The sequence below is a fragment of the Virgisporangium ochraceum genome, from assembly GCF_016863655.1.
In the GTDB taxonomy this organism is placed as follows: Bacteria; Actinomycetota; Actinomycetes; order Mycobacteriales; family Micromonosporaceae; genus Virgisporangium; species Virgisporangium ochraceum.
Window position 1 is genome coordinate 1 of record NZ_BOPH01000015.1, and the last position, 13,439, is coordinate 13,439.

Here is a 13,439-nt window from a genome sequence, read left to right on the forward strand (position 1 = left end):
GGGCGCGGCGGAGCAGGGCGCGGCGGAGCAGGGCGCGGCGGAGCAGGGCGCGGCGGAGCAGGGCGCGGCGGAGCAGGGCGCGGCGGAGCAGGGCAGGGCGGGGGCCTTCGATTTGACGACGCTCGATCCAGTGTGCGTTTCCGCCCCAGAAGCGCACTGGATCGAGCGTCGTTTATGTAGGGCCGTGCGTGGCGGGCGGGTGGTGCCGCTATCCGAGGCGGTGTTTCTGGACCTTGCCCATCTGGTTGCGGGGTAGGGCGTCCAGGAACACGACCTGCCTCGGGCGTTTGTGGTTCGACAGCGTGGTGGCCACGTGGGAGATCAGGGCGTCGGCCGTCACCCGGTCGGCCACGACGAAGGCCACGATCTCCTCCCCCAGGTCGGAGTGGGGGCGGCCCAGTACCGCCACCTCGTGCACGGCCGGGTGGGTCAGGAGGGCGTCCTCCACCTCGCCGGCGCCTATCCGGAAGCCGCCACTCTTGATCAGGTCGCTCTTCATCCGGCCCAGGATCCGGTGCACGCCATCGGCGTCGATGGTTGCCGCGTCGCCGGTTCGGAACCAACCATCACGCGAGAAGGACTCTTGAGTGGCTGCACCACGATGTGCGTATCCATTGAAGAGCGTGTTTCCGCGGACCTGGAGTTCGCCGACGGCATGGCCGGGTTCGGGCACGACGCGGGTTTCGACGCCGGCGAGTGCGGTGCCGACGCAGCCCGGGAGGCGCGGACCGTCGGCACGCGCGCTCACGGTGATCAGTGTCTCGGTCATCCCGTAGCGCTCGACGGGGCGGTGGCCGGTGAGCGCGCGCAGCCCGGCGAACACCGGGCCCGGCAGCGCCGCCGAGCCCGACACCAGAAGGCGCGCCGGGCGCAGGGCCCGCGCGCACGCCGGGCTCGCGACCATCCGGGACCAGACCGTCGGGACCCCGAAGTACAGCGTCGCCCCGGCCGCGGCGTAGCGGGCGGGCAGGGGACGGCCGGTGTGCACGAGGCGGCAGCCGGTGCGCAGCGCGCCCAGGACGCCCAGCACCAACCCGTGCACGTGGTACAGCGGGAGACCGTGGGCGAGCGTGTCTTCGGGGGTCCACTGCCAGGCCTCGGCCAGGGCGTCGAGGTCGGCGGCGATGGCCCTCGACGACAGTTCCGCGCCCTTGGGCGCGCCGGTGGTGCCGCTGGTGTACAGGATCAGCGCGGTGTCGCCGGGCGCCGCAGGGGTGGCCGGCGCGGGTGGGCCGTCGGTGCGGATCGGCATGGTCTCGAAGCCGGGCACCGGCGGGTCGCTCGTACTGCCGAGGAGGAGGGTCGCCCGGCTGTCGGTGAGGATGTGCGTCAGCTCGGCCGGACCGGAGTCGGGCGGGACCGGCACCACCGGCACACCGGCATGCTGGGCCGCGACGACCGCGACCACCGTGTCGAGCGTCGGGTGGGCGATCACCGCCACCGGGCCGCTGCCCGTCAACCGGGCGGCGAGGGCGGCGGCCGCCGAGTAGAGGCCGGCGTGGGTCAGCGTCTGACCGTCGACCGTGAGGGTGTTGTCGGCCGGAACCTCTGGCAGAAGGGAACGCACCAGCACATTTGAACAGGCGACCGGCGACCTGAATACCACTAAAGCTGCGGGGAGCGACGTTCCGGCTTGGCGTCGACGAGGTGTCCGGATCGCGAGGTGCAGGCCACGATGTCCGGCTGGCGGTGGGTGGCATCGGCCGCGGACGACCGGTCCTTCAGTAGCGGTTCACGGTCTTTCCCCACTGTGCCCCCTTGGTGGAACGACGTGTCGGGGGAACTGTATGCGTGCTCACTTGTATGCGCTCCGTGATTGTCTCGGAATTGTCACGGCGGTGGCGGAAGTCTGGACGGGGGGAGGGGGTACCCTCGTCCGTTTCGCTTCAAGCGAACGGACTTTGGTTCGCACGTTCGGCACATCAGCGGGCTAGGTTCGATTGGTGACACACGCCTCCGCTCAGCCTGTTCTGCCCCAGCCGCCCGCGGACCTTCCCCGGACCGTCGGCGAGCTGCGTGCGACCGGTCACCGGTACCGCACGGTCAAGGCGGAGCTGCGCGAGAACCTGCTGGCCCGCATCCGCGCCGGGCAGCCCAGGTTCGAGGGCATCGTCGGCTACGACGCCACGGTGCTGCCCGAACTCGAGCGTGCCCTCCTCGCCGGCCACGACCTGGTGCTGCTCGGCGAGCGCGGCCAGGGCAAGACCCGCGTCATCCGGTCCCTGATCTCCCTGCTCGACGAGTGGACCCCGGTGATCGCCGGCTCCGAGCTCAACGAGCACCCGTTCCACCCGGTGAGCCCGGCCTCGGTCCGGGCCGCCCGCGAAGACGGCGACAGCCTGAAGATCGCCTGGCTGCACCGCTCGATGCGGTACGGCGAGAAGCTCGCCACGCCCGACACCAGCGTCGGCGACCTCATCGGCGACATCGACCCGATCAAGGTGGCCGAGGGCCGCACGCTCGGCGACCCCGAGACGATCCACTTCGGGCTGGTGCCGCGCACCAACCGGGGCATCTTCGCGGTCAACGAGCTGCCCGACCTGGCCGAGCGCATCCAGGTGGCGCTGCTCAACGTCCTGGAGGAGCGCGACATCCAGGTCCGCGGCTACCAGTTGCGGCTGCCGCTCGACGTGCTGCTCGTCGCCAGCGCCAACCCGGAGGACTACACCAACCGCGGCCGCATCATCACGCCGCTGAAGGACCGGTTCGGCGCCGAGATCCGCACCCACTACCCGCTCGACCTCGACTTCGAGATCGACCTGATGCGTCAGGAGGCGGCGCTCGTCGCCGAGGTGCCCGACCACCTGCTCGAGGTCGTCGCCCGGTACACCCGCGCGGTCCGCGAGGCGCCGGCCGTCGACGCCCGCTCGGGCGTGTCGGCCCGGTTCGCGATCGCCGCGGCCGAGACCATCGCCGCGTCGGCCCTGCGCCGGCACGCGCTGCTCGACGAGACCGAGGCCGTGGCGCGCATCGGCGACGCCGTCACCGTCACCAGCACGCTGCGCGGCAAGGTCGAGTTCGAGAGCGGTGAAGAGGGACGGGAAACCGAGATCCTCGCGCACCTGCTGCGCACCGCCACCGCGGAGACGTTCCGGGCCCGGCTGGCCGGCATCGACCTCAGCGGGTTCACCGGGCTCGTGGCCGAAGACCAGGTGATCGAGACCGGTGAGCTGGTCGCCGCCCGCGACGTGCTCCAGCAGGTGGGCACCGTGCCGGGGCTGGCCAAGGTGCTCGACCGGCTCGGTTTCGGCGACGCGCCCACCGCCGGTCAGGCGGCGTCGGGCATCGAGTTCGTGCTGGAGGGCCTGCACCTGTCGAGGAGGCTGTCGAAGGACCTCACCGACGACGGCCGCACCGTGTACGGGTCACGATGACGATCAACCGCTACGGCGCGTGGAAGGGCGGGCCCGACCCGCTCGCCCCGCCGTACGACGTGCGGGCCGCCGTCGACCAGGTCGGTGCGGAAGTGCTCGCCGGCGGCAGCCTGCGTGACGCGCTCCGCAACCTGCTCCGGCGCGGTCCCGAGGGCGGGCGGGGCCTCGACGACCTCCTGGCCCGGGCGAGGAGGCTGCGCCGCGAGGCGATGCGACGCGGCAACCTCGACGGCGCGGTCACCCGGGCACAGGCCCAGCTCGACCAGGCGCTGGCCGCCGAGCGCGAGGAGCTGGCCCAGCGCGACGACGACAACGCCCGGTTCGCCGAGGCGCAGCTCGACAACCTGCCCCGCTCCACGGCGCGGGCGGTCGAGGAACTGCAGAACTACGACTGGGCCAGCGCCGAGGCCCGCCAGATCTACCAGCAGATCCTCGACGGGCTGCGCAACGACGTGCTGGAGCAGCGCTTCGCCGGCATGAAGGAGGCGCTACAGAACGCCGGTCCCGAGGCAGGCGCCGCGATCAAGCAGATGCTCGGCGACCTCAACGACCTGCTCGGCAAGCACGCCCGCGGCGAAGACACCGGCGACGCGTTCAACGAGTTCATGCGGAAGCACGGCGACTTCTTCCCGGAGCAGCCGCAGAACATCGACGAGCTGATCGACACCCTGGCGCGCCGGGCGGCGGCCGCGGAGCGGCTCATGCGGTCGCTGACCCCGGAGCAGCGGCAGGAGCTGGCCGGTCTGATGGCACAGGCCCTCGGCGACGCCGACCTCGACGGCGAGCTGGCGGCCCTGTCGGCCAACCTGCGCACGCTGCGCCCCGACCTGAACTGGGACCGGCGTGAACGCGTCCGCGGCGAGGGCGAGCTCGGCTACGGCGAGGCGACCGGCGCCCTCGGCGACATCGCCGACCTCGACGACCTGCTCGACCAGCTGGGCCAGCAGCACCCCGGCGCCACCCTCGACGACATCGACGTCGAGGGGGTGACCCGCCAGCTCGGCCGCGACGCCGCCGACGAGGTCCGCCGGCTGCAGGAGCTCGAACGCGAGCTGCGCCGCCAGGGCTGGCTCGAGCGCGGCGCGGAGGGCCTCGGGCTCAGCCCCAAGGCGCTGCGCCGGCTCGGTGGCACGGCGCTGCGGCACGTCTTCGCGCACCTGGAGTCGGGCCGTCGCGGACAGCACGACCTGCGCAGCGCCGGTGCGGCCGGCGAGCTGACGGGCGCGTCACGGCGCTGGGAGTTCGGCGACGAACAGCCGCTCGACGTGGTCCGCACGGTCACGAACGCGGTGCAGCGGCCGGGTCCGATCCGGCTCAAGGTCGACGACTTCGAGGTCGCCGAGACCGAGCGGCGCGCCTCGGCCGCGGTGGCGTTGTGCGTCGACCTGTCGTTCTCGATGGTGGCCGAGGGCCGCTGGGGTCCGATGAAGCAGACCGCGTTGGCGCTGTCGCACCTGGTGGCGACGAAGTTCCCGCAGGACGCGCTGCAGATCATCGGCTTCGGCCGGTACGCGATGCGGCTGTCGCAGGGCGAGCTCGCGGCGGTCGACCCCGACATGGTGCAGGGCACCAACCTGCATCACGCGCTCAAGCTGGCCGGCCACCACCTGCGCAAGCACTCCGACGCCGAGCCGGTGGTGCTCGTGGTCACCGACGGCGAGCCGACCGCCCATCTCGAAGAGGACGGCGAGCCGGTGTTCCACTGGCCGCCCCTGCACGAGACGGTCGCGCTGACCGTGCGCGAGGTCGACCATCTCACCCGGTACGGCGCAACGCTGAACGTGTTCATGCTCGGCGAGGACCCGGGGCTGCGCCGGTTCGTCGACGCGGTGGCCCGGCGCAGCGGCGGCCGCGTCTTCACCCCGGACGTCGACGACCTGGGGCAGTACGTGGTCAGCGACTACATGCGGGCCAGGAGGGGGCGTCGCAGCCGGGCTGCATAGCCGTGGGTGGGAGCCCCGGTCAGGGCTCCCACCCACGGCTAAGATGCACGGCTGTGAATACGGGGGGATCGGGCCGCCGCGTGGCGGTCATCTTGGGGACGATCGCGGTCTGTGTGACGCTGGTGTGCTCGGTGGCCGGGCTCGTCGTCTGGCGGCTGACCCGCGACGGCGACTCGGCCCGGTCGCAGCGCGACCCGTTCCCGACCGCGGCGCTGCAGCGGGCCTCGGCACCGTTCAAGGCCCAGCTCGGCGCCTGTGAGCTCGACCGCGTCGGGTCGGCGTGGACCGATACGACGTGTGAGCCGGCGGCGGGTGCCCCGGGCCCGATCGTCTTCACCCAGCACCGCACGCCCACCGACCGGGTTCCCGCGTCGAGCGCCGAGATCTACCAGGTGTGGGGGCCGCGCAACGGCGGTCTCCTGCGGGTCGACGACCGCGGCCTCAACTGGCGCGACGACCTGAAGATCGTCTCGATCCAGCTGGACATGCCCGACGGCTGGAACGCCGACAAGGTGACGCAGTGGTGGGACGAGACGACCGCCGGCGCGGTGCTCTCGACCCCCGAGAACAACGCGCTGGGTACGACGTCGGGGTCGCCGGCGCCGGTGGCCGCCGCTCCGGAGACGGTCGCCGGCCTGCCCTATCTCGTGCGCAGCTTCGCCCGGCCCTGGTGGAACGACCTGAAGTCGTGCACGGAGGACGTCCGGCACCAGTACTCGTTCTACCCGGTGCCGCCGGTCGGGATCGTGATCGACGAGATGTACTACTGCGAGCTGCGCGACGGCTGGCAGAAGGCCGGCGGCTTCGACAAGATCATGTTCGTGGCCTGGGACAACCGGCAGCACCAGCGCATGGACCACAAGTCCATCAAGGACGTCTTCGGTGCCGAGAAGGTGAAGGACCAGCCGGGACTGGCGGGCCCGCGCTCCGGCATGTTCATGGTCGCCGACTTCCCGCAGCACTGCATGGTGTATTGGGACGACGAGTCCGTGGCGGTCGCGGCCTGGGCCTTCGCCCCGTGCCGGAAGGACCCGAAGACGACGCCGGCGACGGTCACCACGTTCTGGCAGTCCCGCGGCTGACGGCCCGCGTCGGTTCCGGTCCGTTTCCGGCCCTACGCTGCACCGGCATGGAGTCGGTCGGCCGGCGCTGGATCGGGTCACGGAACGCGGCGTCACCTGGCGCGATGGGCCCGGCCGGACCTGGGCACGGCCGGCGTGGTCCACAAGATGCTCGTCGACGCCTTCGGCGCCGAGCGGCTGCGTGACCTGCCCGGAGACAGCGGCCCGCGGTCGGGCCGGTTCCTGCTCACACAGCTCCGCGGCCTGAACACGTGCTTCCTGTACTGGGACGACGCGGCGATGGCGGTCGCGGGCATCGTCGACGTGACGTGCCCGTCGGGCGGTCGCCCGTCAGCGGCGTCGGTGCGGGCGTCTGGGACGCGCGCGTCTAGCGACAGGCGCCGGCAACCGTGACCGACCGGCTCCGCCGATGCACCACGATCACGCGGGTTTCTCCAACGAGACCGTCCCCGGGGCCTCGGCCGGGCTGTTCACCGCGAGCACCATCCGGTACAGCACCGCCACCAACGGCGTCGCCAGCAGGGCGCCACCGATTCCGGCGATCAGCGAGCCCGCCGCGACGGCTATCAGGACGACGGCGGGGTGCAGGCGTAGCGCGCGGCCCATGATCAGGGGTTCCAGCAGGTTGCCCTCCGCCTGCTGCACCACGATCACCGCCGCCAGCACGAGGAGGGCGTCGGTGGGACCGTGGGCCGCCAGCGCGACCAGCACGCAGATCACCCCGGCGAACGTCGCGCCGAGGATCGGCACGAAGCAGGCCAGGAACGTCAGCACGGCCAGCGGTAGCGCCAGTGGCACGCCGATCAGCAGCAGCGCCACCCTGATGCCGATCGCGTCGATGGCGGCGATCAGGGCGATCCCCCGCACGTAACCGGTGAGCGTGTCCCAGCCGGCCCGGCCGGCGCGGTCGGCCTTCTCCCGAGTGTCGGCCCTGAACGCGCGCAGGAACCAGGCCCACCCGCTCGGGCCGTCCTTCAGGATGAAGAACAACAGGACGAGCGCCAGCAGCGCCGACCCCAGCACCTCCAGGACGGTCGCCGCGCCCTGCAGACCGGCCGTTCCGGAGCCCTGCAGCCGCTCGGTCAGCTGCGCCTGGAGCCGGCCGATCTGCTCCTCCTTCAGCCCCAGCCCCTCGACCAGCCAGCGCTGGATCTCCTCGATGCCCGACGCCGCCTGCGTGGCGAGCTTGGTGGCCTCGTCGGCGGCGGCGATTCCGACCAGCACCAGCGTGCCGGTCACCAGGACCAGCCCGCCGAGCACGGAGACGAGCGCGGCCAGCCACCGCGGCACCCGGGCCCGGGTGAGCCGGTGCACCAGCGGCTCGAAGAGCGCGGCGAGGAGCAGCGCCGCCGCGATCGCCAGCACCACGGGCGTCAGCAGCGCGAGCACGTGCGACGTCACGAACACGACACCGGCGAAGATCAGGACGCAGACGCCGTACAGAGCCAATCGGCGAAGCCATGACGGCAGCAAAGTGGACCCCCTGGCAGTAAGTAGATCGCATCAATACATTGACACTGGCCACCGTGCAGCGAAACATGTCTGGGAGCGCTCCCATACCTCTTCCGCCGCACGGGAGGCCATTCTTGAGAACTCGCGCTGCCCTCTGCGTCACCCTCACAACACTCGTCACCTCGGCCCTGCTCACGGGGCCCGCTCTGGCCGAACCCGGCCCGGAGCAGATCGTCAACGGGACCTTCGACAGCGGCTCCGCGCCGTGGTGGTCCACCGCCAACGCCCCGATCGCGGTGGTCAACGGTGAGCTGTGTGCCGAGATCCCCGCCGGCACCGCGAACCCGTGGGACGCCATCCTCGGCCAGAACGACATCGACCTCGTGCAGGGCGAGGGCTACCGCCTCGCGTTCACGGCGCACGCCAGCCGGGCGGTCAACCCGCGCACGCTGGTCCAGGAGAACGCCGACCCCTGGCCGACCGCCCTCGACACGAGGCCGGCGATCACCACGACGCCGAACACCTTCGAGTACTTCTTCACGGCCGGCTTCAGCACGAGCAACGGCCAGTTCGCGATCCAGGCGGGCGCCCTCGGCGAGGCCTACACGCTGTGCATCGACAACGTCAGCCTCACCGGCGGCGTGGCAGAGCCGCCGTACGAGCCCGAGACCGGCCCGCGGGTGCGGGTCAACCAGGTCGGCTACCTGCCGAACGGCCCGAAGAAGGCCACGCTGGTCACCGACAGCGCGTCCCCGGTCCCGTGGCAGCTGAACCAGAACGGAAAGCGCGTCGCCTCCGGGACCTCGACCCCGGCGGGCGCCGAGCGCACCAGCGGCCTGAACGTCCACACCATCGACTTCACCAGGTACACGAAGGCCGGCACCGGCTTCACCCTCGTCGCCGACGGCGAGACCAGCCACCCGTTCGACCTGGGTTCGAGCGCGTACGACCGGCTCAAGGTCGACTCGCTGAGCGTCTACTACCCGTGGCGCAGCGGCATCGCGATCGACGACGCGATCGCACCCGGCTACGGCCGGCCCGCCGGGCACATCGGTGTCGCGCCGAACCAGGGCGACATCAGCGTTCCCTGCGCGCCGGGGACGTGTGACTACTCGCTCGACGTGTCCGGTGGCTGGTACGACGCCGCCGACCACGGCAAGTACGTCGTGAACGGCGGCCTGGCCGTGCACCAGGTCATGAGCAACTTCGAGCGGACCAAGACGGCGCGCACCGCGCAGGCACCCGCGACGCTGCGTGTTCCCGAGGCGGGCAACGCCGTTCCCGACGTGCTCGACGAGGCCCGCTGGGAGCTCGAGTTCCTGCTGAAGATGCAGGTGCCGGCCGGCAAGCCGCTCGCCGGAATGGTCCACCACAAGATCCACGATGCCGCGTGGACCGGGCTGCCGCTGTGGCCGCACCTCGACCCGCAGCCGCGGTACCTGCAGCCGCCGTCGACGGCCGCGACGCTGAACCTGGCCGCGGCCGCCGCACAGGCCGCCCGCCTGTACGCGCCGTACGACCCGGCGTTCTCGGCGAAGGCGCTCGCCGCGGCGAAGACCGCCTGGAAGGCCGCCCTGGCCAACCCGGCGATCTACGCACCGGCCGGTGGGGTCGGCGGTGGACCGTACGACGACACCGACGTCACCGACGAGTTCTACTGGGCCGCCGCGGAGCTGTTCATCACCACCGGCGCCGCCGAGTACCGCGACTACGTTCTCGCGTCGCCGCACCACTCCGCCGACGTCTTCACCGACCGCAGCTTCGCGTGGCCGAGTGTGGCGGTGGTGGCACGGCTCGAACTGGCCACGGTTCCGAACAAGCTGCCGGGCCGCGACAAGGTCGCCGCGAGTGTGGTCGCCGGTGCGAACAGGTACGTCGCCAACGTGCGGAACAACCCGTGGGGCCTGTCGTTCGTGCCGGAGAACAACATCTTCGACTGGGGCTCGAACAGCACGGTGCTGAACAACCTGGTCGTGATCGCCACCGCGTTCGACCTCACCAACGACCGGAAGTACCGGGACGCGGTGATCGAGGGCATGGACTACATCCTCGGCCGCAACGCGCTGAACCAGTCGTACGTCACGGGGTACGGCGAGCAGCACTCGCAGGCGATGCACAGCCGGTGGTTCGCCAACTCGATCAACCCGGACATGCCGAAGCCGCCGGTGGGCAGCATCGCCGGCGGGCCGAACTCGGTCACCTCGACCTGGGACCCGGTGGCCGCCGACAAGCTGCCGGGCTGCGAGTCACGCCCGCAGTGGTGCTACATCGACGACATCGGTTCGTGGTCGACCAACGAGATCGCGATCAACTGGGGTTCGACGTTGTCGTGGGTCGCGGCGTTCGTCGCCGACCAGGACAACGGCGGTCCGGCCCCGTCGACCGACTCGTGCAAGGTCACGTACACGTCGATCGACGTGCCGGGCAGCCCGTTCGTGGCGGTCGTGACGGTCACCAACACCGGCGCGGCGCTGCGTGAGTGGTCGCTGTCGTACGCCTACTCGGGCGGTCAGCGGGTGGTCGGCGCTGTCGGCGCCGCCCAGAGCCAGGTCGCGGCGTCGGTCACCCTTTCGGGTGGACGCCTCGCGCGCGGCCAGACAGCGATAGTCGGCCTGGTTGCGACAAATGCGGCGGGACTGGCGAACGCGTCGCCGTCGTTGTTCAAGCTGAACGGTAGTGCCTGCAGGTAGGGCACCGTTTGGTCGATTCGGGGTGGGGGTAAGGCGTCTGACGCCTTACCCCCTCATTCCCGGAGGAACCAATGACCGATATCGTCGCGTCGTCCACTGTGGACGTCGAGGGCGGCCTCAGCGACATGCTGCGGAGCTTCCTCCTGTTCCTGCCCAAGGCGCTTCTGTTCCTGCTGATCCTCGTGGTCGGCTACTTCGTGGCCAAGCTGGCACGCAAGCTCACCGACAAGGTGCTCGAGCGGGTCGGTTTCGACCGCTGGGTGGAGCGGGGCGGTATCCGCGCCGCGCTCGCCCGCAGCAAGTACGACGCCAGCGACATCGTCGCCAAGCTGGTCTACTACGCGATCCTGCTGTTCACGCTGCAGCTGGCGTTCGGGGTCTGGGGGCCGAACCCGGTGTCCGACCTGATCTCGCGGGTGGTGGCGTGGCTGCCGCAGGCGTTCGTGGCGATCATCATCGTGGTGATCGCGGCGGCGATCGCGGCAGCGGTGAAGGACCTGGTCTCCAATGCGCTCGGCGGGCTGTCGTACGGCCGGCTGCTGGCGAACGTCGCCGCGTACTTCATCATCGGCCTCGGCGTGATCGCCGCGCTGAACCAGATCGGTGTCGCCACCACGGTCACCACCCCGGTGCTGATCGCGGTGCTGGCCACGATCGCCGGCGTGATCATCGTCGGGGTCGGCGGAGGCCTGGTGCGGCCGATGCAGAGCCGCTGGGAGGGCTGGCTCGACCGGGCGGCCACCGAGTCGCAGACGATCGCGCAGCACGCCAAGGCGTACCAGGCCAGCCAGTCGGCCGCCCGGCCGGTGGCCCCGGCGGGACCGGCCCCGGTTCCTGCACCGGAGCGGCAGGCCCCGGTCTTCGCGACCGGTACCGCGACCACCCAGCCGGCCACGCCGATCGACCACCTCCAGGCGGTCCGGCCGTCGGGCACCCCGGAGCCGACCCAGCCGGTCCCCCCGCCCGCGACCCCGGCGCCGACCCAGCGCCCAGCGCCCGGGGCAACAGCGCCGGGTACAACAGCGCCGGGTGCGACTCCGATCAGTGATCAACCCACGCAGGTCATCCCCCCGACCCGCGACCCGGAGTAACCGCTCTCTCGCGCCGATCTTGCAGTCGTGCCCGCCCTTTCATGGCGGTTCCGCCCGGTTCGACCCGGGCCACAACTGCAAGATCGGCGCCGGGGTTCGAGACGTGCGCGGCGAACCCGTCGCCGAAGGTGCACGGGTTACTGTGACTGACGGCCAGGCTTCTCCACCGATCGGCCGTGCTGCCGGACGAGGTCCCGCTCGTAACCTTGATGCGTGTCGAGTGCAAAATTCCGTCGCCAGTTCGCCCGGTTGATCGCGCGACTCAGCCGCCGCGGTCCGGCCGTCCACTCAGATGCCCGTCCCGCGCCCCGGCGCGAGCGTCCCATCACCCGTGAACTCGAATGGTCGCTCGCCGCGCTCCCCGCGCCGGCCCTCTGAGTTCCCGCGCTCTCCGCGCCTCCCCGGCCTCCCCGGCCTCCCCGGCCTCCTCAGCCTTCTGAGACCTCAGCCCTTCGGCGACTTCGACGGCTTGTTGCCGTTGCCCTGACCGTTGCCGTTGCCATTCCCGTTGCCGTTGCCCTGACCGTTCCCGTTGCCATTGCCGTTCCCGTTGCCGTTAGGCGCGGTTGCGGTCTGGCCGCCGGACGCGGGCGGAACGGCAGTCGCACCCGGCCCGCCCGTACCCGCCGTCGCACCCTCGCCACCGGGCGCGAGGTCGGGGGTGCGCCCGAATCCGGGCTGGTCGCCCGGCTGCGGGGTGCCGGTGCCGCCGGGTCCCGACCCGTCGGGCGTCGACGGGTTGGTCCACACCGGCCGGTCCACCATCACGCCGGTCCCGGACGTGGGTGCCAGGGCGACGGCCGCCGCGACGGCGAACGGCAGCACCCCGAGGAGCAGCGCCCACCGGCGACGGCGTCGCGGGCGGTCCGTCGACTCAGCCATCGACGCGACCGGGCCGGCCGCCGGCGGTGCCGCCGCGCGGACCTTCACCACCGGCGCCGTCGCACCGACCAGGCCGAGGAGCAGTTCCTGGGCAGACGGCCGGCTGTCGGTGTTCCGGTCGAGCGCGGCGGCCACCAGGTCCTTCACGCTGCCGGGTACCCCGTCGAGGTCCGGCTCGCCGTTGAGGATGTTCCACGACCGTGACACGGAGTCGTCGCCGCCGAACGGGTGGCGACCGGTGGCCGCGTACGCGAGCACGCACCCCCACGCGAACACGTCCATCGCGGGCGTCGGCGACCGGCCCTCGAGCTGCTCCGGTGAGGTCCAGCCGAGGCTGCCCATCACGAAGCCCGACTGGGTGAAGTTGGTCGTGGTGTCGAGCGTGCGGGCGATGCCGAAGTCGATGATCCGCACACCGCCCCTGGTCACGATGACATTGCTGGGCTTGATGTCGCGGTGGATGAGGCCGTGGTCGTGGATCGTGGTCAGCCCGGCGGCCATACCCACCGCGACGTTGTGCAGGCTTCCCGGGTCGAGTGGACCCTCGGCCTCGACGAGCCGGTGCAGTGGTGATCCGGCCAGGTACTCGCTCACCAGGTACGGGCGGTCGTCGTAGACGCCGGTACCGAAGAGGGCCGCGGAGCAGTACGCCGGTACCCGGGCGGCGAGCTGGGTCTCGCGCTCGAACCGGGCCCGGAACTCGGCGTCGGCCGCCAGGTGCTCGTGGACCAGCTTGAGGGCCACCTGCCGACCGGCCTGACCGTCGGGCTCGGCAAGGTAGACGGTCGCCATCCCACCCGCGCCGAGCCTACCGACAATGCGGTAGTTGTCGATCTTTCGCGGGTCGGCACGGAGCAGGGGCTCGCATCCGGGCGACAGCATTGGCCCAGTCTTAACCACGGGCAGGCCGCATTGCAAAGATCTG

10 protein-coding genes are annotated in these 13,439 nt (G+C 71.5%); 7 read left to right on the forward strand and 3 right to left on the reverse strand.

All coding sequences use genetic code 11. The features are described from left to right. The coding region (locus Voc01_RS04730) for a hypothetical protein (RefSeq protein WP_203926019.1) at positions 1–256 on the forward strand (256 nt) is incomplete at its 5' end. On the opposite strand, the gene Voc01_RS04735 is transcribed toward Voc01_RS04730, so the two are convergent. Next, positions 209–1,570, reverse strand: a complete 1,362-nt coding sequence (locus tag Voc01_RS04735; protein ID WP_203926101.1) for an AMP-binding protein — start codon at positions 1,568–1,570, stop codon at positions 209–211. The two genes, Voc01_RS04730 and Voc01_RS04735, sit on opposite strands and share 48 nt — an antisense overlap. Positions 1,571–1,943: 373 nt before the next feature. On the opposite strand from Voc01_RS04735, the gene Voc01_RS04740 reads away from it, so the two are divergent. From Voc01_RS04740 to Voc01_RS04755, 4 genes are all read left to right on the forward strand, one after another. Continuing rightward, positions 1,944–3,374 (forward strand): sigma 54-interacting transcriptional regulator, encoded by a 1,431-nt coding sequence (locus Voc01_RS04740; RefSeq protein WP_203926020.1) that lies wholly within the window; start codon positions 1,944–1,946, stop codon positions 3,372–3,374. Then, positions 3,371–5,317: a vWA domain-containing protein gene (locus tag Voc01_RS04745; RefSeq protein ID WP_203926021.1), complete on the forward strand. Its 1,947-nt coding sequence runs from the start codon at positions 3,371–3,373 to the stop codon at positions 5,315–5,317. Before Voc01_RS04740 ends, Voc01_RS04745 begins: the two co-directional genes overlap by 4 nt. An 80-nt stretch (positions 5,318–5,397) precedes the next feature. Continuing rightward, a complete protein-coding gene (locus Voc01_RS04750) occupies positions 5,398–6,399 on the forward strand; it encodes a hypothetical protein (protein WP_203926022.1) in 1,002 nt (333 codons plus the stop codon). A 147-nt stretch (positions 6,400–6,546) separates the two neighbouring features. Further along, positions 6,547–6,792 carry a hypothetical protein gene (locus Voc01_RS04755; protein WP_203926023.1) on the forward strand — a complete coding sequence of 82 codons (246 nt, stop codon included), beginning with the start codon at positions 6,547–6,549 and terminating at the stop codon, positions 6,790–6,792. Positions 6,793–6,819: 27 nt separating this feature from the next. Here the strand turns inward: Voc01_RS04755 and Voc01_RS04760 are convergent, their stop codons facing one another. Further along, on the reverse strand, positions 6,820–7,848 hold the full coding sequence (locus Voc01_RS04760) for an AI-2E family transporter (RefSeq protein WP_203926024.1): 1,029 nt from the start codon (positions 7,846–7,848) through the stop codon (positions 6,820–6,822). 89 nt (positions 7,849–7,937) lie between these two features. Between Voc01_RS04760 and Voc01_RS04765 the strand changes: the two genes are divergently transcribed. Both Voc01_RS04765 and Voc01_RS04770 read left to right on the forward strand, forming a co-directional pair. Then, on the forward strand, positions 7,938–10,541 hold the full coding sequence (locus Voc01_RS04765) for a glycoside hydrolase family 9 protein (RefSeq protein WP_203926025.1): 2,604 nt from the start codon (positions 7,938–7,940) through the stop codon (positions 10,539–10,541). A gap of 71 nt (positions 10,542–10,612) precedes the next feature. Next, complete coding sequence (locus Voc01_RS04770) at positions 10,613–11,632, forward strand: mechanosensitive ion channel family protein (RefSeq protein WP_203926026.1); 1,020 nt, start codon at positions 10,613–10,615, stop codon at positions 11,630–11,632. Between the two features lie 444 nt (positions 11,633–12,076). Here Voc01_RS04770 and Voc01_RS04775 read toward each other — a convergent pair whose 3' ends face one another. Further along, on the reverse strand, positions 12,077–13,396 hold the full coding sequence (locus Voc01_RS04775; RefSeq protein WP_203926027.1) for a serine/threonine-protein kinase: 1,320 nt from the start codon (positions 13,394–13,396) through the stop codon (positions 12,077–12,079). Positions 13,397–13,439 lie beyond the last annotated feature (43 nt).

Bases quoted from the DNA above. Each gene is read 5' to 3' on its own strand.
- Voc01_RS04755 (WP_203926023.1), top strand. From the start codon at position 6,547: ATGCTCGTCGACGCCTTCGGCGCCGAGCGGCTGCGTGACCTGCCCGGA.
- Voc01_RS04765 (WP_203926025.1), top strand. From the start codon at position 7,938: ATGTCTGGGAGCGCTCCCATACCTCTTCCGCCGCACGGGAGGCCATTC.
- Voc01_RS04745 (WP_203926021.1), top strand. From the start codon at position 3,371: ATGACGATCAACCGCTACGGCGCGTGGAAGGGCGGGCCCGACCCGCTC.
- Voc01_RS04775 (WP_203926027.1), bottom strand. From the start codon at position 13,396: ATGCTGTCGCCCGGATGCGAGCCCCTGCTCCGTGCCGACCCGCGAAAG.
- Voc01_RS04770 (WP_203926026.1), top strand. From the start codon at position 10,613: ATGACCGATATCGTCGCGTCGTCCACTGTGGACGTCGAGGGCGGCCTC.